Source organism: Candidatus Phyllobacterium onerii (assembly GCF_028331445.1).
In the GTDB taxonomy this organism is placed as follows: domain Bacteria; phylum Pseudomonadota; class Alphaproteobacteria; order Rhizobiales; family Rhizobiaceae; genus Phyllobacterium; species Phyllobacterium onerii.
Map to the genome: position 1 here is coordinate 20,654 of NZ_JAQMHX010000007.1, position 26,617 is coordinate 47,270.

A 26,617-nucleotide genomic window follows, 5' to 3' on the forward strand; every position below is an offset into this window, starting at 1 on the left:
CGTTCAAGCCTGCTTGCTCTCCTTGGCCAATGCTGCCCGGTCTATAGCAGTGATCATGCAAATTTCCAGATCACCCAGACCATCCTTGATCTCCGATTCGGAAATACCGGCAGCCTCCGCATCTGCAGCACATTTTGCAGCAAGTTGTTTTGGCCGACGATCATGATGTGCCATATCCGCCGGTTTGTTGGCATCGACATTCATGTCGATCCAATTATTAACGAAGTCGATCGCTCTTTGGCTCATACATTTTCCTCCTTGGCATTGCCAATCTCCGGACAAAACTGCCGGAAGCGCAGAAGGTTGCGAAAAAACACGCGGTCAAACAGCCTCGCTTGCCCAAACCTTGAATTTTGTCAGCACATTAGGCCCGAATATATTCGTCAGGGGTACGTCCGCAGCGTCGCGCCCATGCGCCACCTTAATTCGGCCTATTCGGGGCTGATTGTTACGGGGATCAAAAGCGTGCCACTTCCCCCCAAGGTAAACCTCCATCCACGCACAAAAGTCCATTTCCGCATGTGGCAATGGTATGCCGATATCAGTGATATAACCAGTGCAATAGCGCGTCGGAATGTTCAGACAGCGGGAAAAAGTTACTGCAAGATGCGTGAAGTCACGGCACACTCCACGGCCTTCGAAATATCCCGAAGACGCTGTGCGAGTAGGGTTTGAATGCTCATATCCAAACACAATGTGGTTGTGGACGAAATCACACACCGCCTGAACGCGCTGCCAGCCTTCCGGTACGTGGCCGAACAGGCGCCATGCCTCCTCGCTCAACAAATCGGTCTCGCAATAGCGGCTGCCCATAAGATAGACCAGCGTTTCATCCGGAAGATCCTGCACCCGGTGCTGAACAGCATCGAGAACCACCGAATCCGGCATGCCGCTGTCGTTGACGATGGCATTTGTGGAGCAAAAAAATGCGCCCGGTGCCGCGAGAATGCGATTGCACCAGTTGCCGAACTGGTCGTGATAGCCATCGACACTGGCGCCGAATGTAGTCTGGAAAGTCTCGATGCCTTCCAGATCGGCAAAACGCGAATGATGCACGTTCAAAATGGCAATCAGAGGCGTTTCCTGCGTAAACTCGAACGTCAGTTCACACCCCACATTAATCCTCATTAGTTGTTCCTTTAAAACAAAAAATCTGATTTCGATAAAAAAGACAGCACGACAGACTCTCGCACAAAAAGCAACCGGCCCGACAAGGGACCGGCTGAATTCGGCGGCGTTAAAGGCGATCAGGCTTTATCGACAACCTTTTTCACAGCATCCTTGGCTCTACCCTTGGCTTGCTGTGCTTCGCCCTTCATTTCCTGCATTTTGCCCTTCGCCTGCATTTCTTTCGATCCGGTCGCCTTGCCGGCGGCCTGCCTCAAATTACCAGCCGCCTTGTTGGCTGCGCCGGAAAGTTTGTCGCTGGTACTACCCATCGGGAACTCCTTAAAGCATTCATCTACACCAAATAAACGGTGGGGCTTTGCGTTTGTTCCGTTGGTTCACAAGTTCACAAGCATTTGAAAATTCAGCGTGTTTTTACAAAAGCAGCAAACGACCCGGCGCCCACGGGGGAACAGGCACCGGGTCTCCAGTTACCGATCGAAGCTCGATCAGCTGGGTGGAAACGTAGCCAGCTGGCTCTTGGTTCCGCGAAAATTAAGATCGGTGAAAAATCTCGGGGAGCGGCTCACTCGCAAAGCTCTTGAACCACCGCTTCTAGCGACGATACAAAAAAACAGTTGCGTGTTGATCCAACGATCTTCTCGCCATCAACTTCGCTTCCATCTTCCGCCCAGAACCCGATGATAATCTTTACGCGTGCGTTCCGCCGTCTTATGCGGCGGACAAGATAACGTGCATGAGCGACCGAGGAGGTGTTGAGATAGCAAATGCAGATGGCACTCACGCCAGTAAGATCAAGCTTGCCGATATTGACCGCTTCTAGCTCGTCATGAGAAATATCGCGAACGTCAAAATCCTTGCGCTCTAGGATATCACCAAAAACAACGGCTGCGGCATCGTCGAGATCACCGCGTCCGCCTGCGGACGCGATTGTTCTCGGCTTCTCTGGTTTTACCTTCTCTTTACCGGCAACAGCTTTCTTGGAGCCCCCTTCAGGTTCGGCTCCCTCTTCTTCTTCGTCTTCAATGTCGTGATATTCCGACAGGTTCTCGATGAGAAGGATCATGCTTTGCGCCACACGATTGCGCCTAGGCTCGTCAAGCACGCCCCGGCCTCTGTCGTGTTCGGCGAGCAGCAATGCGGGAATAGCCACCGAAGCGTAATAATCCATGATGGTTGCCGATTGCAGATACTCCTCGGCCTTTTCTGTTGCTTCGTCCGGATCGCCGGATAACAGCCGTTGATATAGCTGCTGCGGCGGAAGGAGCACCGGCTCATTGCCAAGAAGAACATCTAAAAATTCGAACTTTGGCACGTGTCTTCCGAGAACGACCAAGCACACGGTGAGCGGTGTTGAAAGGATCAATCCAATCGGCCCCCAAATCCAGGTCCAGACAATGGCAGCCATTAGAATCGCAACGGGGGACAACCCGGTCTTGGAACCGTAGAGAAGCGGCTCCATAATATTGCTACTGATGAGTTCGAGCACGATGAACAGAGCAGCCGTCCAGACGAGCACCATCCAACCCGGATCGACTGCCAGCGACAGAATGAGCGGAAACGCAGCTGCAATAATTGGTCCGATATAGGGCACAAAACGGAGAACGATCGCCAGCATTCCCCACAGCATCGGATTGGGAATACCAATGAACCATAGCCCGATCCCGATAGGCACGCCGAAGCTGATATTGATGATCAACTGCATCAGCAAATATTGGCCGACGCGCTTGCCGGCATCATGCAGGGCAGTCGTCGTTCGGTGAATATCGCTGGCTCCCACCAGCTTTATGAAACGGTCGCGCAAATCTTCACGCCGCATCAGCATGAAAATTACCACCACGATGACAATGCCGATTGTCGCCAGGGGCTGGATCAACGGTCCGGCAAAGGTCTGCAGCAAACTTAAGGGGTCTAGCGGTGGATTGCGGATTTCCACGGGTACGGGTTTGTTGGGATCTGTTCCGCGCAAGGGTGGTAGAGGGGCAGGCGGTGCAACATTTTGGGGAGGTTGTCGCGCCGGCTCTGGTTTGGTCGCTGGTCGGTTGTCGCTTTCAAAGCGTTCCACTTCGTCCGACCGACCAATTTCCTCGCTAAAGCGTTTGAACATGCGCGCGCCACGATCAAAAATGCTGTTCCCCGACTGCGCATCCTTGATCGCGCGGATCTTCGTTTCGATATTGTACTGATAGCTTGGCAGATTCTGCGCCAACACAGTAAGCTGGCTCGCGACAATGCTGACGAAAATGAAGATCACAAGAAAGGCCGTTGTCACAACACTTAGTACGGCAATGCCTTTCGGGACACCCGAGCGGTGCAAGCGGGTGACCAACGGCGACAGCGCGAAGGTCAAAAGCAGAGCCAGCGCCAATGGCACGAAAACTTCGCGGGCGAAATAAAGCGCCGCTACTACGGCTATCGCGACAATTATTGGTGGGAACTGGTTCGCCGCATTGGCCGAAACAGGCGTATAGATCGATCGTTGGGTTACCCGTTCGACGGCACGCGACGCCCTTCCGGCTTCCTCAGAAGGCATGAAAACCTACCGGCATGACAACCATAAAAACCCATCTCCATTGAAACCCCGCGACAGGAACGAAGTCGGCTCAATTTGGTTGCATTTCACTTCTGGCACTTGGCTCGAGCCTGTTGCGTGGGAACCAAATCCTGGTTCGGGTGTTTCCGAGCTGTAAAGTTTCCCAGGAGAGGGAGGAACGAATGCCACTAACGACAATTCTCATCATCATTCTCATCTTGGCGCTTATCGGGGTGTTTCCAACTTGGCCTCACGCCAGGAATTGGGGCTATGGCCCCTCTGGACTCGTGGGAATAATCTTGGTCGTTCTGTTGATTTTGCTTCTGATGGGCAGAATTTAACGCGCTTCTTAGACCTTTATTACGAACGATCATCTGACATAGCTGAAAGGAATTTTGAAATGTTACGAGGTGTTTTGCTTTGGCTCATCGGTCTGCCGCTTCCGATCATTCTCATTTTGTGGTTGATGGGCTATCTTTCATAAGCTTTGGGAACGGAAGGCCGCTAGTAGACTTGCAGCGGCCCCCAATGCGTGGAACAAATACTGCAGACCAAACGTTCTGGACCGATATCCACCTGTTTTCTCAAGGAGTTTTCTATGGCTACGGTTTCTTCAAAAATTCGCAAAGCGGTTGACGACGCGACCGATAGCAATCCTGATTTGCAAGCCCAGGTCGCAGCACTAAAGGACGACATCGCGAATATTGCAGCAACCCTTGCCAAGATAGGAAAGAGTTCTGCCAAGGACGCCACACGCAACGCAGCAAGTTCCTATGAAACCGCAAAAGTCCGCGGTGAGGAAACGTTGGACGATCTTCGCCTGCAGGCTCGTGAGCTTGAAGACCAGCTCACTGAAACTGTTCGCGAACACCCCTTGACCACGATTGCCGTCGCCGCCGGTGTCGGTTTTCTTCTTGCCCTGATTGCCCGCCGCTGACATGCTCAAACTGTTAGCTCCACTTTTAACCAGCGTCGCCGCGGGTGAAGTTGGCCTCGTGATAAACAGATTGAAGCGCAGCGCGGTCTTCGCTGGCATCATCGCTGTGCTAGCAATTATCGGCGTGATTTTCCTGGTTGTGGCTGCCTATATCGCCCTTGCCGAGCGCTACGGCGAAATGCATGCGTCGTTGATCCTTGCCGGTAGCGCGTTCGGCTTGGCTATCATCACTTACATAGTCATGAATATCGTCGAACGCGCCGCGCGAAATCGCCAGCGCGAACGTACAAAGGTTGATACATCCGCTCTTCTTACAGTTGCAGCTCTTGCTGCAGCACCGGTTGTCCTGCGATCACGTGCACTCATGATGCTTGCAGTTCCTCTCGTGGCTTTTGGAGGCCTTTCGCTCCTGACAAAACCAAAGAGGAAGAAACGGCGGCGTCCTGAAGACACCTCATCTATGGGCCAGGATATTTGAGTGATCGCGGATGGGCATGGAAATCAAAGCCTCCATACCTGTTTCCGGATAACTCAATCTGACACTGCTTGACAGAACCTTGTCCAGGCTGCGCTCGATCAATCTTTCACCGAGCCCTCGCGCTTCCGGCGGCAGCACCTTCGGACCGTTGGATTCTACCCAGTGGATGGTAACGCGGGATTCATCGAGGCCGGGTTCTATTTGCCATGACACCCGCACGCGACCGCCGGCGACGGACAGGGCGCCATGTCTAGCTGCATTGGTAGCGAGCTCGTGCAGCGCAATGCCAAGCCCGAGTGCGTGATCCGGCGGTAAAACCATGTCCTCCCCTGCGAGCTCGATCTGCCGAGGATCAAAACCCGCATAGGGCTCCACTTGTTTTGCAATCAAATCGATCAGGCTGATGCCGCTCCATTCTCGATCGGAAAGCAATGTATGTGCCTCCGAAATGGCCCGAAGACGTCCTGAAAACGCCTCCATGAACTCCGCTGGATCGGATGTTCGATTGAGCGTCTGCCGTGCCAGTGATTGCAACATCGCCAAGGTGTTTTTGACGCGGTGATTGAGCTCACGCAGCAGGAGCCGCGTTTTTTCGGCAGCTTTCTTTGTGTCCGTAATATCAATATTGACACCAACCGCCACCACGGGCCTCCCCTGGGCATCGCGTTCGAAAATACGACCGCGTCCTAGAAGCCATTGACCCGATGACGCAGCGCGGAATTCTCCGACATAATCCTGATTGCTGACCAGCGCACGTGTGAAGGCTGATTTCATGATTGGAAAATCGTCGGGGTGCATTGCCCGGAAGACGTCTTCGCCGCTGACAGGTTGATCGGGACTAAGACCAAGCATGGAATAGGCCATCCTGTTGCCACTGAACTTGCCCGTGCGCAGATCCCATACCCAGCTGCCGACATTGCCGACCTCAAGTGCCATGGAATTACGATCTTCATCCTGACGCAACTTCGCCATAGCGTCGGTTTCCGTGCGGGATTCACGTTTGAGCGAGATAAACGAACCGGCAAGTCTTGCCAGAAGCATGAGTTGCTTCTGCTGGATTAAAGCGAATTCCGTTCGGGGCTCGTCGGACAGGACGCTGAGAGCTCCAATACACTCGTTTGAGACGCAGATCGGTGCAACGGCCAGGAACCGCAGATTCGGCCCATGGGTCACCGCATCGATTTCGGAATAGCGAACATCCTCCGCGGCGTTCAGAATGATCAGGCAACTCTTGTCAGGTGCCGCCAGTGAACTGGCTTCAATAGCCCAGATATTGGCTATCCCAAGACGGCCTGCATGGGACAAGATACGGCTTCGTTTCTCATCCACAAGCGTGATCTGTGCGCCGCTGCTGTTGGACATCGCCAATGCGAGTTCCGCCAAACAATGGAATTCGTTGTCATGCTCGCGAATTTCAAGCGTCTTCAAACTCGAAAGAACATCACGACGCGACGACCCCGACAGAAATTCTAACGTGCTTTCTGAAATGTTTTCCGATCTCATATCCAAATGATGGCTCGCATCGCCACCCTACTCATACCATCGATACAGCTCCCTCAAGAACGCAACCCTTTGTGCTTTGTTCCTTAATGGGAACATTTATCCAGCACCTTCGTTTTCGTTAGACTACCGAAGGAGGCCGAAAATGCTTGAAGCGAATGACATTCTTTCTGACGAAAGCCTGAGCAGGGTCCAGAAGATTGCCAAACTGGAAGAACTGTTGAGCGAAGCTCGGGGACTACAGCGAGCGGCCACAGAAAGTGGTATGGATCCTGATGATGGTGTAACACGAAATTTGCGGGACATCGAACTTGCCCTTGGTCATCTGAACGCCGAAAAACCGGAAACAGGTGCGGCGACGCTGTGAGGAAAGCGATCATTCATCCTTTTCAGTGGCCTGCTCTGACTGTATCTCCATGAGGCCAGGCAACGCCACCTTCACTGAGGTGCCCCCACCCGGACTGGCAGAGTAGACAACGGATCCATCGAATTGCTGGCAAAGCTGATTGACGATGAGCGACCCAAGTCCAGAGGAGCGTTTCTTCGATGTCTTCTGCATGCCGACGCCGGTATCGGCAATCTCCAGTCTCAGAACATCACCTTCACCGCGCGCGAGATCGATTCTTATCTCTCCCGGCTTGTTGTCCGGAAAAGCGTGTTTTATGGCGTTCATCGTCAACTCGCCGATGATTATTCCGAGCGTCGTCGCATCGCGGGAGCTCAGGTTTATCGGGGCAAGCTCTGCGACAATCCTGATATCTCGGTCATGGGCAGTCGACTGCTTGATATCAGCGATAACGTCCGGCAAATATTCATCCGCACGAACAGTCTCATGATCCTTTCCAAGCCGCAGACGTCTGTGGGCCGACGAAATGGTTTGAATTCTGTCGCGGGCTGCCCCGAGTGCGGCGCGTATTTCCTCCGACGATACGTCCCGCATCTGAATACCGAGTAGCGACGAGACTGTCGCAAGCGAATTTCCTATGCGATGGTCGGAATCCTGCAGCAGCGTTTCCACGCGAGCCCGCTCCCGTTTTGCCAAGAGCATGGCTTTTTCAAGTTCCGCCGTCCTGTTTTGGACCATACTTTCCAGAATTGTTTTTTCTGAAAGAAGCAATGTTTGTCCCTCTGTCAGCTTGCGTACATAACGTCTGGTTCGGTTCGCAAGAATGACTGCCAGAATGAGAGCACCCCCGAGGGAAGAGAGCGCGGCTATTGTTAGCCAGCTTCTCATTTGATCCACAGCAATGTTTCGTTCAATCAGCCTTCGATCCTCTTCTGCGAGAAAGCCGTCGACCGTCTTATTGATTTCATCGAGTTGACCAACGCCGAAATTTGGTCCGAGGGACTCACGCGCTTCCGTACTCATCCCCGCAACCGCCTGGGCAATCGCCGCATCCACGTTTCTCTGTTTTGCTTTCGCCAGATCGCGGATTCGCGTTGCCGTAGCCTGCTGCCGCGGATTTCCCTTGGTCATTTCCGTAAGCGTATTGAGGCTCTCGTCGAGCCGGGCTGTCACGTTCCGATAATGATCAAGTAACGGGGTACTGTTCGTCAAGATGAACCCGCGCTGACTGTTGTGAGCCTCGGTCATCAATGACAGCGAACCATACGCCTGTTCACGCACCTTATATGTGGCGAGGATATCGTCGATCTGATTGTTGACGCTGCGCGCAAGGATAATCGTGGAGCCGGCTGAACCAATAATCATGCCGAGCGAAAGTACGATCGCCAAGCCTCTTAGCGGCCTCCGTGAAAAGCTCATGACAATTCTGCGCCACCACAACAAATGATGTGCCCTCCATGGAATTCTAGATATATGGTCGAAGCGTGCCCGGCAAACCCTGCCAACCCGATATGTCCAGGAGCACGTCCTCCTCAAGGATCTCGCACCCGCGATCAAGCCAACGAAGGGCGTTACGAGCAGCGAGCTTCTTCAACGTCTTGTTAGTGTGAACAATCGATAGGCCTAGCGTATCAGCCACATGTTGCTGCGTCAGCGGCACCATCAGCTTGTTGCTCCTGACCATCCCTACTGATTTGGCACGCTGGAACACGAAGGCAAAAAGATAGGCTGCCCTCTCCAAGGCAGTGCGCCGTCCCACGCTTAGCAGGATTTCGTCGAGCATTTGTTCCTCGCGGGAAGCAATCCAGGTTATGTCATAGGCAAGTTCGGGATAATTGCGGAAGAGGTTTGCAAGTTTATCGCGCTGAAATACACAAAGTATCATCGGCGACAAAGCCTCGATCGAATGCTGCATCTCGTGCATCACAGACCCTTGCAGACCGATCAAATCACCGGGAAGTACATAGTTCAGGATCTGCCGACGACCGTCTTCCAATGTTTTGTAGCGGAAGCCCCAACCAGAGAGCACGGTGAAGAGGTGCGCACTATTGGCACCTTCCACAAGGACAGTCGTACCGGCATCGGCAACCAGCTCGCCCGTTTTGAAGTTCGTGAGAAACGATATTTCTTCTTTGGTATGCCGTTGAAAATGCGGAAATTCCTGCAATGGACATTTGTCACAGGGATATTGCCTGGCAGCCGAAGCTTTAATGGTTCTCATTGTGGCCGTTCAGTTGATGTCGGGTTACAAGTTATCATGCCCTCTGTGAATTGCTTAACATTTCTTCGCAATCCGCATGTCTTAGTTAAATGACATTGCGATTCCGTCCTGTGCATAAGAAGTCCCCACAGGAGCATCTTAAATGGAATTGAAAGGCATGCGACTTCTGGTCCTCGAAGATGAATATCTGATTGGACTAGAGCTGGCGCGCATCGCGGAAGAGTGCCAGGTGCAATCCGTCGATCTGGTTTCGAATGTTAATGAACTACTTGCCTGGATCGAAAGCGACGCCGAATGCGACATTGCAATCATCGAGGTCGAAGCGCACGGTGTTTCTTCATTGCAGGCGGCCACCCTATTGCAATCGCGAGGCGTGCCGCTGGTTTTCACCACTGCGTATGATGTGGAAGCAGGTGGCATAGATGGCTTTGTAGGAGTTACCGTTGTCGGCAAACCCTACGGCAAAAGCCAAATTATCAAAGCTGTCGCCGCCTTATCTCCGTCGAAAAAGCGATTCAACGAAACCGGCTCCTCAGGCGAACTTGTTTGACGTGACCTGCGTTGCGATTGAATCAGGGCCGTAGTCTACCTCCCCCTGAATCTCGAGCAATTCCTGCAGACGTGTTCTGGCACGGCTCACACGGCTTTTGATCGTTCCAACGGCGCACTCGCAGATTTCAGCAGCCTCTTCATAAGAAAAGCCCGACGCGCCGACAAGTATGATCGCTTCACGCTGATCGTCGGGCAGCTTTTCGAGCGCTTTGCGAAAATCCTGCAAATCCAGCGAGCCATATTGTGCCGGATGAACGGACAACTGCTCGGTGAATATCCCATCGGAATCCTGAACCTCGCGCCCGCGCTTGCGCATCTGGCTGTAGAATTCGTTGCGCAAGATCGTAAACAGCCAAGCCTTGATATTGGTGCCGGGCTCGAACGAATCCTGTTTGGCCCACGCCTTCATGATCGTATCCTGCACAAGGTCATCTGCCCTGTCCGGATTACCGATCAGCGACACTGCAAATGCTCGCAGTTTCGGCAAGGCAGCAATCAAATCTCTCTTGAAGTCGGCAGATTCATGTACCATTCAACAGCCTGTTATTTGGTTGATTGCGTATGATTGCGTTCAGCCTCATCAAGCTTTTCAAGAAGATCGAGAAAACGAGCTGGTATTTCTTCCTCCTGCACCGATGCGTAAAGCGCGCGTAACTTCAGACCAATTTCCGTTTCAGCGTTCTTAATGTCGCGGCGGCGAACTCGCACCTTTTCAGGAGCGTCAATAGAATTCTTTTTGGCGTTCATTGTCTGATCTTTGCTGGTGGTTCGTCGCTGTAGTATGAATAGAGCCTGTACCCAAGGCACATTAATGATGATAATTCCTGACAAAGAAGAAAGTTCCGTTACAGGGAACTTTTTTTTTGCGAAAGTGTTTCAGGAAGGAACTCACCACGCCTCAGTACCCCACCCGAAACAGGGAAATCACTATAATGTCATTGTCCACCCGGATAGCCCCTCATCTTCCATATCTTCGCCGTTTCGCTCGCGCTATCACCGGCTCGCAATCTTCCGGCGATGCCTACGTTGCGGCGACGCTTGAAATTCTCATCACCGACGTTTCCCTTTTCCCTCAAGCAGGATCCGATCGTGCAAGCCTCTACAAGCTGCTGATCAAACATTTCAACTCCGTCAATGTCCGCCCTCTCGAACTGAAATCCGAGTTCGGCTGGGAGAGACATGCAGCGGCCAACCTCACTGCAATCGCGCCGAAAGCCCGTCAGGCCTTCCTGCTGATCAGCCTTGAAGGTTTCAGCCAGGCTGAGACGATGGAAATTCTCGAAGTCACGGAAGGCGAACTTTACGGGCTGTTGGACGAGGCATCCGTCGGCATTTCGAAACAGATCGCAACCGACATTCTGATTATTGAGGACGAACCTTTGATCGCCATGGATATTGAGCACATGGTCCAAACCCTCGGGCACCGCGTGGTTGGCATTGCACGCACGCGCGACGAGGCGCTCAAGATTTACTCCGCCACCCATCCGAGCATGATACTGGCAGATATCCAGCTTGCGGACGGAAGCTCCGGTATCGACGCAGTGAACAACATTCTCAGTCAGGATGCGGTTCCTGTTATTTTCATCACCGCCTTTCCCGAAAGATTGCTGACAGGAGAACGGCCGGAACCGACCTTCCTCGTTACCAAACCGTTCAATCCCGATATGGTCAAGGCATTAATCACCCAGGCCCTGTTCTTTAAAGAGAGCAGCAAAGCCAAGGCGTAGAGCGCTTTGCCCTCCTGCCTCGGGAACAAAACAGCGTCTTGCTCGTTTTGAATCCGACAAGACAGGGAGATGATAAATGCTTTATTATGCTGTAATTTTTCTGATCATAGCACTTGTGGCAGGCGCGTTAGGATTTGGTGGTATTGCCGGTGCCTCGGCGGGTATCGCCCAGATCATTTTCTACGTGTTCCTGGCGCTGCTGCTGATCTCATTGATCGCCAGCATCATACGTCGCGCTTAACCGCAGCAAATCACAAAAACCGCCGGTCTCGTACCGGCGGTTTTTGTGTATCTTTAAGAAGTCCTGTCCGGGATTGCGGCAAACTCAATTTTTGTAGTAGTCACGCTGAATGAAGCGTGGGAGCCAAAGGTGTTCTGGCGAAAATTCAGCATGGCCTCACTTGATGGCCCACCAATCAATTGGTCAAAACTTGCACGCCTCGCCCCGCGTGCAATCGTTCTGTACATCCTTGCCATCTTAGTACTGCGCCTCTTTCTTTCGCGGTTTATGGAAATCGATGAGGCGCAATTCGTTGGCGAAGTTGCATTCGCTTGGAACTATGGCAACTCGCATCCGCCAATGTACAATTGGCTGGTGCGACTCGCGCTTGAACTGACTGGTTGGAACTGGGTTCTTGCTGTCGCTCTGGTGCGCCTTTCCCTGCTTGGGCTCTATCACTGGCTTAGTTTCGATACTGCGCGCCGACTGGGTGGTGACCGCGCAGGCGTACTAGCGTTAACTGCGTCGGCGTTTCTGCCGCAGATAGTCTGGATGTCCATCCAGACTACAGCACATACTATTCTCGTTATTTCCGCATCAATCGGCATCGTTCATGCCTTTGCGCTGTTGCGTGAGGGGAAGGGTACGCGTGCATACATCTGGTTTGGCATCTGGGCGGCAATCGGGGCCTTGGCCAAATATAACTTCTTCATTTTTCTGGTCAGCTTCCTCATCGCTGCGGTGATAACGCCAACCATTCGCCGTCAATTGTTCCAGCGGCGGATCTGGATCTCGATTGCTATTTTCATTGCTGCTTTTACACCCGTCATTGTCGCCTCCCTCAATGCACCCTTGGCGGCGACAGCCGGCAGAATGCATAAGCTTGCGCAGGCGATCGGCTATCTGGAATCATTCGATCTTCCGCGGGTAGGGATCGACGGGCTAGCCAGTCTCCTGATTTCAACCTTCCTGTGGGCCGGCCCTGCCCTCATAATCTTCTGGATTGGTCGGACTCGAGATCATCCACGCCCCCCGCCGGATGGCGCCGAGGATGTCCGCAAGCTCCTGCTTCGCACAATACTGATCGGCCTTGGCGCCTTCGCCGTATTGGTTTTCATTGCCGATTACCATTCCGTCGCAGAGCGCTATATGGCCCCGATCCTGGCACCGACTGCGATCCTTTTGGCGCTCTCTTTGCCGCAGGTACTCGGCGCGCGCAATGTGCTCGTCATCTCAGGCGCCATGTACATCCTTGCCCCGCTGGCAGTCGCAATGATTGCGCTGTTTGGCACCCCTCGATTCAATTTTCCCTTCGACGGCGTAGCCGATGCGATCCGCGCACAGAATCCCACGCCTGCGAGAATCGCGTCAAACCGTCAGGATGATGCGGGCAATGTAGCAGCGCTCTTGCATTGGCCACCTGAACGGGGCGAAGCCTCGGATATTGTTCTGGTCTGGCAGGGCAATGACGACCCTGGCGAAGAAGCATTAGCGCGGTTACCGGTTGACGCACAGCCCATCGGACCGGTTACACGGGTGACCGCGCGAGTGCGAAACTTCAATGGGGAACTGCGAACCTTTAGCTTCCAGCGTTATTCATCTCGGTTACCGATGCCGGATCAGAATAGCGGCGGATGAGCCAGAAAACACCGACCGTATCAAGAAATGCCACCGCGGCACGGTCAAAAAAACCATACTTCGATACGCCGGCCAGTCTTGGCCGGTCCTCGACGTCGACCTCGATTACTGGCAGCCCGGCCCTTCGCGACAAAGCCGGAATAAACCGATGCATGTTGTCGAAATAGGGCAGACTTTGCGCTACTACAGCCGGAAGAATCTTGAAACCGCAGCCCGCATCCCGGCAATCATCCTTCAGCAGCCGTTTACGCACGAAATTGGCGGATCTTGAAGTTAACAGTTTGACGATACCATCGTTACGCCGTTTCCTTACACCCGCGAAAAGCGCTGGAGATGCGCGCTCAAGGCGAGGCCACAATCGCGCAATATCCATCGGGTCATTCTGGCCATCGCCATCCAGCGTCGCAATCCACCGGCCTTGGGCCGCCCGAAAGCCGCTGATCAAGGCGCGTGATTTGCCAGTGCGTTTTTTGTGGCGCAGCACACGGGTGTGGTCGCCGGCGGCTGCGGCTTCCTCCGCCGATCCATCAGCGGACCCATCATCGACCACAATGATCTCATAGGATGGGCCGGATAAGAGCGCTGTATTGATTTCCCTCACCAGGTTTCCGATGTTGCCGGACTCGTTGTAACATGGGATTACGATCGTCAAATCGGTCATATTGAGAACCATTGGTGAAGGGGATGCCACATCCGGATGCCCAAGATCACTGAGTGATTTTGCAGATGCAGCCATCACCTAAATATAGACATGTTGGAGCGAATTCCATCCCCCTGGACGGTATCCGCGTCAAGAAGCATCGACCAAAGTTCAATGCGGTGATCGGAGCGCCGCAATTCCGCCACGTCAATCAATGCTAAATCATCAGACTTTCGACGTGGCTGGTTTATGGTTAATACTTCATTAATCGAAGTCTCCCTAAAGTCGGGATCAAACCATCTCTCTAGTCCGGTCCGGCAATGAAATTTGAGGCACTAAAGGCAACACTGAAAGGCAAACGCACATTCTCACATGTCGTTTTCCTGATGATAGCCTTGGCCGGCATGTCAGCCTTTCCATCGTTCGTTCAAGCGCAAGAACCGAGCTTGCAACCGGCTCCGGAACCTTTGGATACAAAGCGCGCACAAACTGCCAAGGAACTTGAAGACCTGACCGGGCAGATATCGATGTCCTCGGAACGTGTCACGGCGCTGGACAATGAAATCGCGTCGCTGAAAAAGGATCAAACCACGATAACCGCCGCACTCATCCAGTCGGCCAAGACCGAGAAAAAGTTGAGTGAAGATATCACCGGCTTTAGCGACAAGCTCGCCGGTCTGCGTGAGCGAGAAGACAGTATAAAGGCGTCGCTGAAATCCCGGCGTGGAGCGCTCGCCGAAGTGCTTGCGGCCTTGCAGCGCATGGGCCTCAACCCACCGCCGGCAATTCTCGTTCGTCCTGATGATGCCCTCGCATCCGTGCGAAGCGCGGTTCTTCTCGGCGCTGTTGTTCCCGAAATGCGTCAGCAAACCGAAACCCTGATCGCAGATCTCAAGGATCTGACCCGCGTCAAGACCTCGATTGCCGAGGAACGGAGCCGCCTGACCGCTGCACTTTCAGGGCAGGCGGAGGAGAAGGCTCGGCTCGACCTGCTGCTTGCCGAGAAGCAAAAAATGCAGACCACCTCTGAAGAAACGCGCCTCGCTGAGCAACAGCGCGCCGAGGACCTCGCCAAGCGAGCCACGTCGCTGCGCGATCTGATTGCCTCCATGGAAAAGGATATGCAGGAGGTCAAGAAGGCCGCCGATGCTGCAAGCGCGCAGGAGCAACAGAAGATGGCCGCAAGCCAGCAACGTGCCGATGATTTCGCGTCCAACCAGAGCCGTCTTTCGGCACAGGTTAATTTTGCGTCGCTGAAAGGCCATCTTTCCATGCCAGCAGCAGGTAAGCTTGTGAAGCATTTCGGCGACGATGATGGCGTAGGCGGCACGGTTCAGGGCGATACGCTCACGACTGCCCCTGGCGCCACGATTACTTCACCGGTCGACGCGGTAGTCCTTTATGCGGGCGCATTCAGGTCATACGGTCAACTCTTGATACTTGACGCGGGCAATGGATATCATGTTGTCTTGGCGGGAATGAATAAAATCAACGTCTCCCAGAACCAGTTTGTGCTGGCTGGAGAACCGGTCGGTGTGATGAACAAGCAACTTATCGCGAGTACCGCACCTGTTCCGATGGGAAATGGAGCTCCAATGCTTTACATTGAGTTCCGGAAGGATACAAAACCTGTTAATCCCGCTCCCTGGTGGGCGGAAAGGCTTGCTGGAAGGACCGCAAATGATACGTAGGCTAACGCTTCTCATGGCCGGAGCCCTGTTGGGTGCGACGGCAATGGTCGTTGTGCAGGGAGCTCTGCCCACAACCGCTGCAGAAGCTGCGGGCACCGATACCTATAAACAGCTATCAATTTTTGGTGATATATTCGAGCGCGTCCGCGCCCAATATGTTACGCCACCCGACGACAAAAAGCTGGTCGAGAGCGCCATCAACGGCATGCTGACTTCGCTCGACCCACACTCATCCTACATGAATGCCGAACAGGCGCAGGACATGCGAGTTCAGACCAAGGGTGAGTTCGGCGGCCTCGGTATCGAAGTCACCATGGAAAACGAACTTGTGAAGGTTATCGCTCCGATCGAAGACACGCCGGCCTCGAAGGCTGGCGTTTTGGCGGGCGACTATATTTCGCAAATCGATGGCACGGAGGTGCGTGGCATGACGCTGACCGATGCCGTCGACAAGATGCGCGGCGAGGTGAACACGCCCATCGAACTGACGCTCATTCGTCAGGGTGCCGACAAGCCGATCAAGCTCACCATTGTCCGCGATGTGGTCAAGGTCAAAGCTGTCCGCTCACGGGTTGATAACGATGTTGGTTATGTCCGCGTCATTTCTTTCACCGAACAGACCTTCGAGGACCTGCAGAAGGCAATCAAGGATATCCAGAGCAAGGTTCCGGACGACAAGCTCAAGGGCTTTGTGCTCGATCTGCGCTTGAATCCCGGTGGTCTGCTGGATCAGGCCGTCGCCGTCTCCGATGCTTTCCTCGACAAGGGCGAGGTTGTCTCGACACGTGGCCGCGATCCGCAGGATATCACCCGGTTTGACGCAAGGCCCGGCGATCTGACCAACGGCAAGCCGCTGATCGTCCTGATCAACGGCGGCTCGGCCAGTGCTTCGGAAATCGTCGCCGGTGCGTTGCAGGACCATCGCCGCGGAACGATCCTCGGAACGCGCTCGTTCGGCAAAGGTTCGGTACAGACAATCATACCGCTCGGTGAAAGCGGCGCATTGCGTCTGACGACGGCGCTTTACTACACACCTGCTGGAAAATCCATCCAGGGCAAGGGTATTGTCCCGGACATCGCTGTCGACCAGCCGCTTCCCGCCGACCTTCAGGGCAAGGCAGAGCCAATGAGTGAATCCAGCCTGAAGGGTCACATCAAAGGCGTGCAAGAAGATGCTGAGGGTTCCGGATCGATCGCCTATGTGCCGCCAGATCCGAAAGACGACCTCCAGCTCATCCAGGCGCTGAAGCTTCTGCGCGGCGAACAGGCCAATGCAGCCTTTCCGGCCGATCCCAAGAAGGGCGTGCCTAACTGACATGAAAATGGGGACCGGACTTCTCTGCTATAGTCTGGTCCCCATGGTTCATTTTCCCAACCATGTTTCCTTCCCTGATATCTGCTGCGGCCAAAACGCGTGAACTCCGATCTCGACCGGCCGCTGGGACAAAACGGCAAACGGCCAGACCCAAAATCTGACAAGACACCCGCCATCCGCTGGCTATTGCCATCGGCTGCGATTGTCTGTGTCCTTGGTCTTGCCTCGCTCGTCACTTATACCAGCCATCAAGGCTTCCGCAGGCCAGTCCCTGAACCGCCAAAGCCGCAGATTGCGGAAACCCCGACCGCTATCCCGCCACCAGTTCCAGCACATGACAATAAAAGCCAGCCAGGCAACATCGTCACAGCGCCTGAAGGCGGCCCCAAGGTAATCGTTGTTGGCGATCCTACGCGGCGCGCCCAGGACCCCCGCACTGCCCATATCCCCGAACCCGATATGCTGGAGCAAAGCCCGCAGGGGCCATTGCCCATAATTGCGCCCGATGGCCGTCGCCCGCTTGATATCTATGCTCGGCCATGGTCAGGCGCGCGCGGTGCTCGCGTCGCCATTGTCATCGGGGGATTGGGCCTGTCGCAAACCGGGTCGCAACAGGCAATCCAGACGCTGCCTCCCGAAGTGACACTGGCCTTCTCGCCGGAAGGCAACAGCCTCCTCCGCTGGATGCAGGCAGCACGTCAGGATGGCCATGAAGTCCTGATGCAGATCCCGCTCGAACCCTATGACTATCCGCGAGTCAACCCGGGACGCAACACATTGACCGTGGATGCATCGCCCGCGGGAACTTTGGAAAACCTGCACCGAACAATGGGCCGTATCACTAACTACACAGGCGTCATGAACTATATGGGTGCCCGCTTCACCGCTGAACCCGAGGCAATGACCACTTTTATCCAGGATATCGCCAAGCGTGGTCTGCTCTACCTGGACGATGGCACATCGGCGCGCAGCAAGGCCGATAGCGTTGCCGCGCAACAGGGCGCGCCTTTCGCCGCAGCCGACCTGTTGATTGACGCTTCGCAGGATCGCGGCGCGATTCTGAAGAAGCTTGATGAACTGGAGCGCATTGCCCGTGCCAAGGGTACCGCCATCGCCACTGGCTCCGCCTTCGACGTGACAGTGGAGGCGGTCACATCATGGGCCAATGAGGCTAAGGCGCGCGGCATAGAGATCGTTCCTGTCTCCGCCCTTGTCCGCGATCCGCAAAAAGGTTAGCAACCCGGTGACCCGGAGTATTTTGCATGAGCAAGAACAAGAAACCTGTCGATCCCGAATCCCTGCCCTACCGGCCATGCGTTGGTATCATGGTGCTCAACCGGCAAGGTCTGGTCTGGGCCGGGCACCGCATTGTCACTGCCAATGACGAAATGGATGGTGCAACGCAGCTCTGGCAAATGCCGCAAGGCGGCATCGATCCGGGAGAGGACCCCGAACCGGCAGCCTTGCGCGAACTCTACGAGGAGACAGGTATGAAATCCGTATCGCTCCTCGCCGAAGCACCCAATTGGATCAACTACGATTTGCCTCCTCATCTTGTTGGCGTTGCCCTGAAAGGCAAGTATCGCGGCCAGACGCAAAAATGGTTCGCCTATCGCTTCGAGGGCAACGAAACCGAAATTGCGATCAATCCTCCTCCCGGCGGTCACACGGCCGAATTCGATGAATGGGCTTGGAAGCCTCTGACCCAATTGCCCGACCTCATCGTTCCCTTCAAGCGCAAGGTCTATGAAGAAGTGGTCGCAGCGTTCAGGCATTTAGTGGACTAAATTTAATCTCGTACCTGCCGGATCTTACCGATTAGCGCGTATTCTTTTTACTCGTTGTGTGCCCGACCAACGCCTCGAGCATTGTGTTCCAGTCCTTGGGATGCAGTTCATGACCGCCTCCGTCAACCTCGACCAACTTCGACCCCGGAACGATCTTGATGAATTCGCGACCATGCTCGATAGGAAAGATGGGATCAGACGTGCCGTGGATAACAAGCAGCGGTGCTTGAAGGCGAGGGAGTTTACCCTTCCATTGATCTCCGCTGGAAAGCACGAAATGGTTGGTTGCGCTTTCAAAACGTTGCGCCCGGTCGTAATCCGTTTCGATGAAGTCTCGCGCATGTTGCTCGTCGAACGGGCGTCTCGTACTGGAAATCGCGCGGACGTCAGCAAACATGAACTCGACGACCTGCATGCGATCTGACCAATCGAGATCGGCGTAGCTGGCGGAATGCTCTGTGTAGGCGGTAGTCATTCCTGGCAGATGAGCGGTATCAACGCCGACAGGTGACGTGCTTATCAGTGTCAGCGTTCGCGATCGCTCCGGATATTTCAATGCCACAAGTTGTGCGATCATGCCGCCCATGGACATCCCAACAATATGCGCCGACGAAATACCGTAGCCATCGAGCACACGAATTGCATCATCGGCCATGTCGTCGAAGGTGTATTCAGGTTTGCCAACCGGATAGTTTGTCGAAAGCCCCGTATCACGATTGTCGTAGCGGATTACGTAGCGGCCATTGTCTGCAAGACGCTGGCAGAACTCTTTCGGCCACCACAGCATCGAGGCCATGGCGCCCATGATCAGCAGGATTGCCGGATCATTCGGATTACCGAACGCTTCGCTGGCCAGCTCGACTCCGCCTGTCTTGACTAGTTTCGTTTGCATGCCGTCACCTTGCCTCTCCGCATTCACCCGGTAAACGTCACTGGGGCAAGCGGTCCAAGTCGTCGTAAAGCGCTTGACTGTGTTTATAAAGTTTCTCAAAGAATACCTGCATCGGCGCGTACGTTTCCGACCAACGCGGGTCCGGCATTATTTCATCGACATAGGAAACATGGTCGTCCACGGCCGCTACCAAATTGGCAAAGCGCCCGGTCGCGGTTGCAGCCATGATTGCGCAGCCGACAGTGCCGCATTCAGCTTCAGCGGGCACCAGAATCGGTATGTTGTAGACGCTGGCCTTGATCCTCATCCAGAGCTTCGTCTTCGCGCCGCCACCCGAAGCGATTATCCGTTCAAGGGGTACTCCGGAAATGGCATCGAGAACATTGATGTGACGCTTCACCGCGAAGGCAACACCTTCAAGAATTGCACGGTGCATGTGCGCAAGGCCATGCGATGCGCCTATCCCGAAATATTGCGCACGCGCATTGCGATATTCGCCAAGCCGTTCGCCTGCAAGATACGGCATGAAGAACAGCCTTTCCGATCCTGGCGGGGCTTCTTCAGCCTTTCCGACAATATCGGAATATGACAGCTGCTTTTCGTGAAAGGCCCGGCGCGCCCACCGCATCGCGTCTCCGCCCGATTCCAGCAGCATGAAGGCGCCCCAATTGCCTTCCACCGTTCCGACATTGCAGACGGCTGCGTCAAGCAGCGGCTGTTCCGCGACGGCAGTTATGATCGCGGAAGTACCCATGACTTCCGATCCGACGCTCGGACGGCATACGCCCGATCCAAGGAGCGCAGCCGGATAGTCCCCCGCCCCGACAAGGACCGGCGTCCCCTCGCGCAACCCGGTTTCGATCGCTGCTTTCGCCGTAACGTGACCAAGAATCTCTACCGGAGTTCGCAATGGTGCCAGCTTGGCCCTGTCGAGGCCGAGAAGCTCGATCATCGTTTCCGACCATTCCCTGGTCCTCGGATCCATGAGGAAGCTCGCACCGCCATCGGTGCGATCCATGGCGATCTCTCCGGTCAGCCGCAGATTGATATAGTCCTTTGGCATAAGGACTGCCGCTGTCCGTTGGTAGGCATCAGGGTCATTGTCGCGCAACCACTGCAGCTTGAAACCCGGCCAGGCGGGCGTCGCCGGATTGGCAGAGTCAGCGAGATAGCTTTCTGGCCGATGCAACTTTTCGAAAGCCGCGACGTAGCCGACTGTGCGTTTGTCGTTCCACAGCGGCACGGTATCGCGTACCAGTTTGCCGGCATCGTCCACGAGCACGGTACCGTGCATCTGGCCACAAGCAGCAATGGCATCGATATTGGAGCGCGCCTGTGGAACCTTGTCGAGCACCTCACGGATTGTCGCGACAACGCCCTGCCACCAATCGTCGGGCCGCTGCTCCGACCAGCCGAATTGCGGCACGATCTGCTCGTGTTCCCGCGCGGCGATCACAAGGATCTTGCCCTTGGAATCCACCAGCGCGCTTCGCACGCTTCCCGTGCCTACATCGATTGCAAGCGTGAGCTTACCTGCCAAGTGCTTCGCCTGTACTCTTCAAGAACAGATGCATCCTTTCGACATCGATCGGAATGTTGACGATGTCATCGGGACGGATCGGCGAGCCCGCGGCAACCTGTGCCGTGAATGGCGCAGTTCCTGTCTTGCCAATGGCAAGCGTGTGTGGTCCGAGCGGCTCGATATCCGCCACCTTCAGCGGCACCGTTGGAAACGATCCCGTCGCAATCATGGTGTGTTCAGGCCGGATGCCGAGCACGACCTCTTCGCCGGCCGCGCTCGTCAGCGCTTGCGTTCGCTTAGCCGGTATTGGCACCCTCACATCATTTCCCGCCCGAAAGCTGAGACCGCCGTTATCCCGCTCTAGCCGGCCTTCGATGAAGTTCATGCTCGGAGCCCCGATGAAAGCGGCGACGAACAGATTCTTCGGCGACTCATAAAGTGTGATCGGGTCCGCCGCCTGTTCGATACGTCCCTGGTTCATCACAACCACGCGATCAGCCATCGTCATCGCCTCTACCTGATCGTGAGTCACATAGACGATGGTGGTTTTCAGGCGGCGGTGCAGAAGCTTGATCTCGGTTCGCATTTCAATACGCAGCTTGGCATCGAGATTGGAAAGAGGCTCGTCGAACAGGAAAACTTCCGGCTGGCGCACAATGGCGCGGCCAATGGCGACGCGCTGGCGTTGTCCACCCGAGAGCGCGCTCGGTTTGCGTTGCAGATAAGCGCCGAGGTTGAGAATGCGCGCCGCATTTGCGACCGAGGTTTCAATATCGGCCTTGGATGTGCCGCGCACTTTCATGCCATAGCCAATATTCTCGGCGACCGTCATGTGGGGGTAAAGCGCATAGTTCTGGAACACCATCGAACAGTTGCGCAAACCAGGGCGGAGATTGGTGACATCGCGGTCACCAATGCGGATTTCTCCGGACGTCGCCTGCTCCAGGCCGGCGATCATGCGCAGGGTTGTCGTCTTCCCGCAACCGGAAGGCCCGACAAGCACAACGAATTCCTTATCAGCGATCACCAGATCGAGTGGTGGAATAACCTCGACCTTGCCGAACGATTTGGTGACCTGTTGCAAACGCACTAGGGACATGCTGTGCCTTTTCATACGAACTCCGTCGCGCTGTTACAGCGGCGACGGACGCTTCATTTCCCGTCTCGAACTATCCCGCCCGCACTTGCGGCGGGCGGGATAGTGACTTGTCATTATTTTGCCGGCAGGCCCATTGACGAACGATAGGCCGCAAGCTGCTTGTCTCGGCCAAAATCGTCGGTCAGCTTGTTCCATCCCTGCGCCACCGTATCAAGCGCCTGCTGGGGCGTCACCTCGCCAGCCAATGCTTTCGACAGCTCGATCTCCAGGATTTCCGTGTAGGAGAAATAACCCGGCAAGCGCATGTCGAGCGCGGTGTTCTTGGCAGTTACGGCATCCTTCTGGGCACCGAGATATTCCTTGGCCTCACGTGGCGAGAATATCTTCGACCAAAGATCGGCGTTGGTCGTATGCGAGATGCGATACGGGTTGACACCGGTACCACCGGTGATCGCCGCCTGTCCTGACACAGCGGGACTGGTCAGGAACTTGATATAATCCCAAGCCGCATCCTGATTTTTGGATGAAGCGGGAACCGCCGCCTGCCACCCGCCGAACGCCATGAACGATGTCTGGATAACGTGGTCGAACTTGTCCCACTTCTTGGTCTTGTAGTTCCAGATTTCGTCCGATCCAGGCAGCGACGCCGAGCCGACATTGCCCGCAACCTTGGATTGCTTGGGATCGGCGCCAATAACACCGGTATCACCCCAGCCGATCGACTCTGCGACCTGACCGCCGGCAAACGCTGCATTCACTTCGCCGAACGAGAAATTCAGCGCATTTGGCGGTGCGACCTTCGACGCCTTTATATATTCTTCCAGCCCGCGGACCCAGCCAGGATTATTAACCTGGGCATCCATCGTGTCGGGATCAAAGAACATGGCGCCCGGATTGTCCGGATGGCTTGTATATCCGGCAACATGGCTGAAGAGGAACCAGAATTGCTGTCCGCCGCGGCGGAAAGCCTCTGCCGTACCCCACAGTCCGTTCGCCGGCTGCTGGAAGAATTCAGCGATATCGAGATACTGTTTCCAGGTTTTTGGCGGCGCCAGATCGTAGCCATATTTGGCCTTGAATGCCGTCTGGTTTTCCGGCTTCTCAAACAGATCGATACGGTAGGTGTAGGTGTGCGCATCGCCGTCCATCGTCTGCGACAGAACCCTGCCATTCCAGACCATCAGCTGTTCACGATAGACGGGAGCGATATCCTCCCAGTCTGGGCCGGACTGCATAGCCTTGGGCATTTCCGACAGATAGTCCGTAAAATCCGGCGCCCAGGCCGGCGCGAAGGCAATCACGTCGAATGTGTCTTCGCCCGATGTCAGCGATGTTACGATCTTTGGATAGAGCTCTGACCACGGAAATTCGACGACATTCACCTTGCCGCAGGTTTTCTCCGTCCAGCCCTTGGCGGCCAGCTGCAGCGCGGAAGCGATATATGGTCCGGTCTGCGTCGTCGCAGTCAGGGTAATGCCGGTATAGTCGGGATCGCAGGCAAGCGCCGATGACGCGCCCGCCATAGCCAGCAGACCTGCAGCCGTAGTACTCAATAGCAATCTTCTCATGTTTTCCTCCCTGGAATTTACGATGATCGGTTATTGTAAATGCTTATTTTATTGCGCCCAGAAGCAGGCCGGATCGCATCAGCCTGCTTAGAATTCCAGCCATGATAACCATGGGTATGATGGCAACCAAGGCGGCCGCAGAAATCGACCACCATTCGTCACCGCGCTGACTGTTTTGACCCGCGACGAGAATTGGAAGCGTCTGCCATCTGGAGTTCGTTAGAAACAGCGCAAACAAAAATTCGTTCCAGACGAACGCCAACGTGATCATGAACGTCGCTATCAATCCTGGCTTCGACATTGGCACCACGATGCCAAAGAATATTCTCCACGAGGGAACATTATCCACCATCGCCGCTTCCTCCACTTCGATGGGCAATGCGGCAAAGAAATCGCGCATGAGCCAGATCACGATCGGTAGTGAAAAAGCCACATAGGCGAAGGTCAGGCCGGTATAGGTATCAACGAGCTTGAATCCGAGCTTTCCCATTTCTGTATACATCAGAAACAACGCGAATGCCGCGACGATCGGCGGAAACATGCGCTGGCTGACGAACCAGAAGACAATGTCGTCATTGCCCAAAATGGGACCAGGAAGCCGTATCCAGCTGGAGCCAATCGCGAGCGCGAGAGCCGCGATGAAGGCATAAATGAGCGACGTTGCTTGTCCGAAACCCGCAACGTGTCGTCCGAGCAAATATCCACCGAAAGCCACTACGACAAATATTAAACCCGTCAGAAGTTTGACCTCGAAAGTGAACCTCACGAGGGCATAGGCTGCCATCGAACCGACCGCTGTGGCGATGACCGAAGCCGAAAGCCCGATAATCGTCGATGCCATGAAGGTGTTGTAGAACTGTCCGCGCTGGCCCGACAAAAGTTCGCGCCAGGCGGTCAGTGTCGGTTCAAAATCGACAAACGGCAGGTATGTCGGCCCGCCGACAACGCCCAATGGCGACTTGAACGACGTTATTGCCACCCAATAGAGCGGGAAGAAGGTAAACGCCAGCCAAAGCAGGCAGCCCGCAAGCGCCCACCAGCGTCCATTTCCCTTCAGATTCCTCACACTCATTTGTGCTTCTCCAGATAGGGCTTCAGGATCGCGAGATAGACGAGGCCAATGACTGTGATGACAATCAGGAACAGGAAGGACAGCGCCGACGTGTAACCAAGATTGAACTTCTTGAAACCTTCCTGGTAGGCGAACAGCGTCAGGGTTTCGGTTGAAATCCCCGGACCTCCACCGGTCATGACAAACACTGTATCGATGATCTTGTAGCTCTCGATCAGCCGGATAAACACCACCGCCACCGAAATTGGCAGCATCATTGGGAAGGTGATCCCCCAGAACTGCTGCCATGAGCTGGCATTCTCCAGCGCTGCCGCTTCATAGACATCATCTGGCAAGGTCTGCAGCCCTGCAAGCAACATCAGCACGACGAAGGGCGTCCACTGCCAAACCTCAACGGAAATGATCGCCCCGATAGCCCATCTCGTCTGTGTCAGGAAAGGCAGGTTGGGAAAGCCGAAGAATGTCATCAGTTCATTGAGCGGACCCATGGTCGGGTTGAGGATCTGCCGCGCGATCAAAGCAACCGCGACCGGCGCAACGAGCATCGGCAGCAAGAAACTGACGCGGAACAGACCCTCGCCCGGAACATTTCGGTTGAGCGCGAGCGCTACGGAAAAACCGATGACATATTGCAGAGCCACGGAGATGAAGGAGATAATCGTCGTTGTCCATGCGACGTGCCAGAACCGTGGATTCTGCAGGAGTTCAGCATAATTGCCGAATCCAACGAATCGTGGCGGAATTGGCGGAACGAGCCGTAAGCTCATGAAGCTGGTCGTCAGAGAATAGATCAGCGGAAATATGGAAATCACCAGGACGATGAGCAGCGCCGGCCAGATAAAGAAATGCTTGACCGGATCATTTCGAGTCATGCCGCACCGCTGACGCAACAAACTGCGATCCGGAAGCAGGACACCTTAAAAGCCGACATAGATCTCCTCCCACCAAGGACCTGACCTCGATGAATTCCCCCATTTCCGTTGGTAGCGTAATTACGCAATTTTTTTCAGTCAACACAATTCTACCCCGAATGATGGCAAACGAGTGCTTCGCTCGCATTGCAAATATTCGCTTGCGCGCGCACTTTTGTGGTTTTATGTAATTTTACTACAAAACGGAGATCGACTATTGTGCGCGAACCAGTCGCCAACCTTGTAGACCCTTATGCCGGCGGGATGAGCGGACACACCGGTCGTTATGAAAAGCGCTTGAGCGACCTCGCCGGGGTCTATGAGAACGCAGATGCACATGCGGCGCTCGTCAAAAGCCTGAATGATCCGGTCGTCTACAGTGTCGAAGATTTTCGACCCGGGGCGCATGCCGGTGATCTTAATTACGGCGTCACCCGCATGAATCCGGGGTGTGTCGACAGGGAGTTTTTCCTCACGCGCGGCCACATTCATGCGAAGGCAGATCGACCCGAGATCTACTATGGTCAAAGCGGGCATGGTCTCATGCAATTGGAATCGCCGGAGGGCGAGACACGGATTGTCGAAATCACCGCGCAGACTATCTGCTATGTTCCGCCATACTGGATCCACCGTTCCATCAACATCGGTGAAACGGACCTTGTGATGGTCTTCGCTTACCCTTCCGATAGCGGGCAGGACTACAGCCTCATCGAGAAATCAAACGGCATGCGCCATCGTGTGATGAGCAGTGGCAACGGGTGGGAATTGGTGGACAACGCCTGTTACAATCCGCGAACAGGCGAACAGGTCGCTGCACTCATGAAAAATAATCCTTGATTA

Annotated in this window: 29 protein-coding genes; 13 read left to right on the forward strand and 16 right to left on the reverse strand. The window is 54.8% G+C overall.

What is annotated here, in order from left to right; all coding sequences use genetic code 11:
* Positions 1–3 precede the first annotated feature (3 nt).
* The 4 genes from PHA01_RS16725 to PHA01_RS16740 all read right to left on the reverse strand — a co-directional run bounded on the left by PHA01_RS16725 (position 4) and on the right by PHA01_RS16740 (position 3,661).
* Complete coding sequence (locus PHA01_RS16725) at positions 4–246, reverse strand: DUF768 domain-containing protein (RefSeq protein ID WP_271897448.1); 243 nt, start codon at positions 244–246, stop codon at positions 4–6.
* Positions 247–321: 75 nt separating this feature from the next.
* On the reverse strand, positions 322–1,128 hold the full coding sequence (locus tag PHA01_RS16730) for a transglutaminase-like domain-containing protein (RefSeq protein WP_271897450.1): 807 nt from the start codon (positions 1,126–1,128) through the stop codon (positions 322–324).
* Positions 1,129–1,247: 119 nt separating this feature from the next.
* The gene (locus PHA01_RS16735) at positions 1,248–1,439 is read right to left on the reverse strand and encodes a CsbD family protein (protein ID WP_271897452.1); all 192 of its coding nucleotides are present in this window, start codon (positions 1,437–1,439) and stop codon (positions 1,248–1,250) included.
* A gap of 254 nt (positions 1,440–1,693) precedes the next feature.
* Complete coding sequence (locus PHA01_RS16740; protein WP_271897454.1) at positions 1,694–3,661, reverse strand: AI-2E family transporter; 1,968 nt, start codon at positions 3,659–3,661, stop codon at positions 1,694–1,696.
* 182 nt (positions 3,662–3,843) lie between these two features.
* On the opposite strand from PHA01_RS16740, the gene PHA01_RS16745 reads away from it, so the two are divergent.
* The 3 genes from PHA01_RS16745 to PHA01_RS16755 all read left to right on the forward strand — a co-directional run bounded on the left by PHA01_RS16745 (position 3,844) and on the right by PHA01_RS16755 (position 5,076).
* A complete protein-coding gene (locus PHA01_RS16745; RefSeq protein WP_112532203.1) occupies positions 3,844–4,002 on the forward strand; it encodes a DUF3309 family protein in 159 nt (52 codons plus the stop codon).
* 257 nt (positions 4,003–4,259) lie between these two features.
* Positions 4,260–4,598 carry an ElaB/YgaM/YqjD family protein gene (locus PHA01_RS16750; protein WP_271897457.1) on the forward strand — a complete coding sequence of 113 codons (339 nt, stop codon included), beginning with the start codon at positions 4,260–4,262 and terminating at the stop codon, positions 4,596–4,598.
* Positions 4,599–4,656: 58 nt separating this feature from the next.
* Complete coding sequence (locus tag PHA01_RS16755) at positions 4,657–5,076, forward strand: YwiC-like family protein (RefSeq protein ID WP_271897459.1); 420 nt, start codon at positions 4,657–4,659, stop codon at positions 5,074–5,076.
* On the opposite strand, the gene PHA01_RS16760 is transcribed toward PHA01_RS16755, so the two are convergent.
* A complete protein-coding gene (locus tag PHA01_RS16760; RefSeq protein ID WP_271897461.1) occupies positions 5,053–6,438 on the reverse strand; it encodes an HWE histidine kinase domain-containing protein in 1,386 nt (461 codons plus the stop codon). The genes PHA01_RS16755 and PHA01_RS16760 overlap by 24 nt on opposite strands.
* 283 nt (positions 6,439–6,721) lie before the next feature.
* Between PHA01_RS16760 and PHA01_RS16765 the strand changes: the two genes are divergently transcribed.
* On the forward strand, positions 6,722–6,943 hold the full coding sequence (locus tag PHA01_RS16765; RefSeq protein WP_271897464.1) for a hypothetical protein: 222 nt from the start codon (positions 6,722–6,724) through the stop codon (positions 6,941–6,943).
* Between the two features lie 9 nt (positions 6,944–6,952).
* Here PHA01_RS16765 and PHA01_RS16770 read toward each other — a convergent pair whose 3' ends face one another.
* Positions 6,953–8,341, reverse strand: a complete 1,389-nt coding sequence (locus PHA01_RS16770; protein ID WP_271897466.1) for a sensor histidine kinase — start codon at positions 8,339–8,341, stop codon at positions 6,953–6,955.
* A 46-nt stretch (positions 8,342–8,387) separates the two neighbouring features.
* Positions 8,388–9,143, reverse strand: coding sequence for a Crp/Fnr family transcriptional regulator (locus tag PHA01_RS16775; RefSeq protein WP_271897468.1), 756 nt, complete (start codon positions 9,141–9,143; stop codon positions 8,388–8,390).
* Positions 9,144–9,285: 142 nt separating this feature from the next.
* Between PHA01_RS16775 and PHA01_RS16780 the strand changes: the two genes are divergently transcribed.
* On the forward strand, positions 9,286–9,693 hold the full coding sequence (locus tag PHA01_RS16780; RefSeq protein ID WP_271897470.1) for a response regulator: 408 nt from the start codon (positions 9,286–9,288) through the stop codon (positions 9,691–9,693).
* On the opposite strand, the gene PHA01_RS16785 is transcribed toward PHA01_RS16780, so the two are convergent.
* Entirely contained in the window at positions 9,676–10,227 is a 552-nt protein-coding gene (locus PHA01_RS16785) for an RNA polymerase sigma factor (RefSeq protein WP_112532195.1), read from the reverse strand. The two genes, PHA01_RS16780 and PHA01_RS16785, sit on opposite strands and share 18 nt — an antisense overlap.
* A gap of 11 nt (positions 10,228–10,238) precedes the next feature.
* Positions 10,239–10,442, reverse strand: a complete 204-nt coding sequence (locus tag PHA01_RS16790) for a NepR family anti-sigma factor (RefSeq protein ID WP_271897472.1) — start codon at positions 10,440–10,442, stop codon at positions 10,239–10,241.
* 185 nt (positions 10,443–10,627) lie between these two features.
* Here PHA01_RS16790 and PHA01_RS16795 point away from each other — a divergent pair, with 185 nt between their 5' ends.
* The 3 genes from PHA01_RS16795 (at position 10,628) to PHA01_RS16805 (ending at position 13,280) form a co-directional block, all read left to right on the forward strand.
* On the forward strand, positions 10,628–11,422 hold the full coding sequence (locus PHA01_RS16795) for a response regulator (RefSeq protein ID WP_271897475.1): 795 nt from the start codon (positions 10,628–10,630) through the stop codon (positions 11,420–11,422).
* Positions 11,423–11,498: 76 nt separating this feature from the next.
* Positions 11,499–11,663, forward strand: a complete 165-nt coding sequence (locus tag PHA01_RS16800) for a DUF1328 domain-containing protein (RefSeq protein ID WP_027231091.1) — start codon at positions 11,499–11,501, stop codon at positions 11,661–11,663.
* 150 nt (positions 11,664–11,813) lie between these two features.
* Positions 11,814–13,280, forward strand: a complete 1,467-nt coding sequence (locus PHA01_RS16805) for an ArnT family glycosyltransferase (RefSeq protein WP_271897480.1) — start codon at positions 11,814–11,816, stop codon at positions 13,278–13,280.
* Here the strand turns inward: PHA01_RS16805 and PHA01_RS16810 are convergent.
* A complete protein-coding gene (locus PHA01_RS16810; protein ID WP_271897482.1) occupies positions 13,222–13,941 on the reverse strand; it encodes a glycosyltransferase family 2 protein in 720 nt (239 codons plus the stop codon). The genes PHA01_RS16805 and PHA01_RS16810 overlap by 59 nt on opposite strands.
* A gap of 299 nt (positions 13,942–14,240) precedes the next feature.
* Here PHA01_RS16810 and PHA01_RS16815 point away from each other — a divergent pair, with 299 nt between their 5' ends.
* From PHA01_RS16815 to PHA01_RS16830, 4 genes are all read left to right on the forward strand, one after another.
* The gene (locus PHA01_RS16815) at positions 14,241–15,611 is read left to right on the forward strand and encodes a murein hydrolase activator EnvC family protein (RefSeq protein WP_271897484.1); all 1,371 of its coding nucleotides are present in this window, start codon (positions 14,241–14,243) and stop codon (positions 15,609–15,611) included.
* Positions 15,601–16,926, forward strand: a complete 1,326-nt coding sequence (locus PHA01_RS16820) for a S41 family peptidase (RefSeq protein ID WP_112532191.1) — start codon at positions 15,601–15,603, stop codon at positions 16,924–16,926. Before PHA01_RS16815 ends, PHA01_RS16820 begins: the two co-directional genes overlap by 11 nt.
* Before the next feature lie 99 nt (positions 16,927–17,025).
* Positions 17,026–18,162 (forward strand): divergent polysaccharide deacetylase family protein, encoded by a 1,137-nt coding sequence (locus PHA01_RS16825; protein WP_271897487.1) that lies wholly within the window; start codon positions 17,026–17,028, stop codon positions 18,160–18,162.
* Between the two features lie 26 nt (positions 18,163–18,188).
* Complete coding sequence (locus PHA01_RS16830) at positions 18,189–18,713, forward strand: RNA pyrophosphohydrolase (RefSeq protein ID WP_271897489.1); 525 nt, start codon at positions 18,189–18,191, stop codon at positions 18,711–18,713.
* 31 nt (positions 18,714–18,744) lie between these two features.
* On the opposite strand, the gene PHA01_RS16835 is transcribed toward PHA01_RS16830, so the two are convergent.
* The 6 genes from PHA01_RS16835 to PHA01_RS16860 all read right to left on the reverse strand — a co-directional run bounded on the left by PHA01_RS16835 (position 18,745) and on the right by PHA01_RS16860 (position 25,738).
* The gene (locus PHA01_RS16835; protein WP_271897492.1) at positions 18,745–19,605 is read right to left on the reverse strand and encodes an alpha/beta fold hydrolase; all 861 of its coding nucleotides are present in this window, start codon (positions 19,603–19,605) and stop codon (positions 18,745–18,747) included.
* Between the two features lie 37 nt (positions 19,606–19,642).
* Complete coding sequence (locus tag PHA01_RS16840) at positions 19,643–21,145, reverse strand: xylulokinase (protein WP_271897493.1); 1,503 nt, start codon at positions 21,143–21,145, stop codon at positions 19,643–19,645.
* Positions 21,135–22,226: an ABC transporter ATP-binding protein gene (locus PHA01_RS16845; protein WP_271897815.1), complete on the reverse strand. Its 1,092-nt coding sequence runs from the start codon at positions 22,224–22,226 to the stop codon at positions 21,135–21,137. Before PHA01_RS16845 ends, PHA01_RS16840 begins: the two co-directional genes overlap by 11 nt.
* A 113-nt stretch (positions 22,227–22,339) precedes the next feature.
* Positions 22,340–23,794, reverse strand: a complete 1,455-nt coding sequence (locus tag PHA01_RS16850; protein ID WP_271897495.1) for an extracellular solute-binding protein — start codon at positions 23,792–23,794, stop codon at positions 22,340–22,342.
* A gap of 43 nt (positions 23,795–23,837) precedes the next feature.
* A complete protein-coding gene (locus PHA01_RS16855) occupies positions 23,838–24,866 on the reverse strand; it encodes a carbohydrate ABC transporter permease (protein WP_271897498.1) in 1,029 nt (342 codons plus the stop codon).
* Entirely contained in the window at positions 24,863–25,738 is an 876-nt protein-coding gene (locus PHA01_RS16860; RefSeq protein WP_271897500.1) for a carbohydrate ABC transporter permease, read from the reverse strand. The genes PHA01_RS16855 and PHA01_RS16860 overlap by 4 nt, the downstream gene beginning before the upstream one ends.
* 303 nt (positions 25,739–26,041) lie before the next feature.
* Here PHA01_RS16860 and PHA01_RS16865 point away from each other — a divergent pair, with 303 nt between their 5' ends.
* Positions 26,042–26,614, forward strand: coding sequence for a glucose-6-phosphate isomerase family protein (locus PHA01_RS16865; RefSeq protein ID WP_334312035.1), 573 nt, complete (start codon positions 26,042–26,044; stop codon positions 26,612–26,614).
* The last annotated feature ends 3 nt before the right edge of the window (positions 26,615–26,617 follow it).

Bases quoted from the DNA above. Each gene is read 5' to 3' on its own strand.
- PHA01_RS16725 (WP_271897448.1), bottom strand. From the start codon at position 246: ATGAGCCAAAGAGCGATCGACTTCGTTAATAATTGGATCGACATGAAT.
- PHA01_RS16730 (WP_271897450.1), bottom strand. From the start codon at position 1,128: ATGAGGATTAATGTGGGGTGTGAACTGACGTTCGAGTTTACGCAGGAA.
- PHA01_RS16775 (WP_271897468.1), bottom strand. From the start codon at position 9,143: ATGAGAACCATTAAAGCTTCGGCTGCCAGGCAATATCCCTGTGACAAA.
- PHA01_RS16770 (WP_271897466.1), bottom strand. From the start codon at position 8,341: ATGAGCTTTTCACGGAGGCCGCTAAGAGGCTTGGCGATCGTACTTTCG.
- PHA01_RS16780 (WP_271897470.1), top strand. From the start codon at position 9,286: ATGGAATTGAAAGGCATGCGACTTCTGGTCCTCGAAGATGAATATCTG.
- PHA01_RS16765 (WP_271897464.1), top strand. From the start codon at position 6,722: ATGCTTGAAGCGAATGACATTCTTTCTGACGAAAGCCTGAGCAGGGTC.
- PHA01_RS16800 (WP_027231091.1), top strand. From the start codon at position 11,499: ATGCTTTATTATGCTGTAATTTTTCTGATCATAGCACTTGTGGCAGGC.
- PHA01_RS16810 (WP_271897482.1), bottom strand. From the start codon at position 13,941: ATGACCGATTTGACGATCGTAATCCCATGTTACAACGAGTCCGGCAAC.
- PHA01_RS16830 (WP_271897489.1), top strand. From the start codon at position 18,189: ATGAGCAAGAACAAGAAACCTGTCGATCCCGAATCCCTGCCCTACCGG.
- PHA01_RS16820 (WP_112532191.1), top strand. From the start codon at position 15,601: ATGATACGTAGGCTAACGCTTCTCATGGCCGGAGCCCTGTTGGGTGCG.
- PHA01_RS16865 (WP_334312035.1), top strand. From the start codon at position 26,042: ATGAGCGGACACACCGGTCGTTATGAAAAGCGCTTGAGCGACCTCGCC.
- PHA01_RS16815 (WP_271897484.1), top strand. From the start codon at position 14,241: ATGAAATTTGAGGCACTAAAGGCAACACTGAAAGGCAAACGCACATTC.
- PHA01_RS16835 (WP_271897492.1), bottom strand. From the start codon at position 19,605: ATGCAAACGAAACTAGTCAAGACAGGCGGAGTCGAGCTGGCCAGCGAA.
- PHA01_RS16855 (WP_271897498.1), bottom strand. From the start codon at position 24,866: ATGAGTGTGAGGAATCTGAAGGGAAATGGACGCTGGTGGGCGCTTGCG.
- PHA01_RS16745 (WP_112532203.1), top strand. From the start codon at position 3,844: ATGCCACTAACGACAATTCTCATCATCATTCTCATCTTGGCGCTTATC.
- PHA01_RS16750 (WP_271897457.1), top strand. From the start codon at position 4,260: ATGGCTACGGTTTCTTCAAAAATTCGCAAAGCGGTTGACGACGCGACC.
- PHA01_RS16740 (WP_271897454.1), bottom strand. From the start codon at position 3,661: ATGCCTTCTGAGGAAGCCGGAAGGGCGTCGCGTGCCGTCGAACGGGTA.
- PHA01_RS16805 (WP_271897480.1), top strand. From the start codon at position 11,814: ATGGCCTCACTTGATGGCCCACCAATCAATTGGTCAAAACTTGCACGC.
- PHA01_RS16760 (WP_271897461.1), bottom strand. From the start codon at position 6,438: ATGTCCAACAGCAGCGGCGCACAGATCACGCTTGTGGATGAGAAACGA.
- PHA01_RS16845 (WP_271897815.1), bottom strand. From the start codon at position 22,226: ATGTCCCTAGTGCGTTTGCAACAGGTCACCAAATCGTTCGGCAAGGTC.
- PHA01_RS16790 (WP_271897472.1), bottom strand. From the start codon at position 10,442: ATGAACGCCAAAAAGAATTCTATTGACGCTCCTGAAAAGGTGCGAGTT.
- PHA01_RS16795 (WP_271897475.1), top strand. From the start codon at position 10,628: ATGTCATTGTCCACCCGGATAGCCCCTCATCTTCCATATCTTCGCCGT.
- PHA01_RS16785 (WP_112532195.1), bottom strand. From the start codon at position 10,227: ATGGTACATGAATCTGCCGACTTCAAGAGAGATTTGATTGCTGCCTTG.
- PHA01_RS16860 (WP_271897500.1), bottom strand. From the start codon at position 25,738: ATGACTCGAAATGATCCGGTCAAGCATTTCTTTATCTGGCCGGCGCTG.
- PHA01_RS16735 (WP_271897452.1), bottom strand. From the start codon at position 1,439: ATGGGTAGTACCAGCGACAAACTTTCCGGCGCAGCCAACAAGGCGGCT.
- PHA01_RS16850 (WP_271897495.1), bottom strand. From the start codon at position 23,794: ATGAGAAGATTGCTATTGAGTACTACGGCTGCAGGTCTGCTGGCTATG.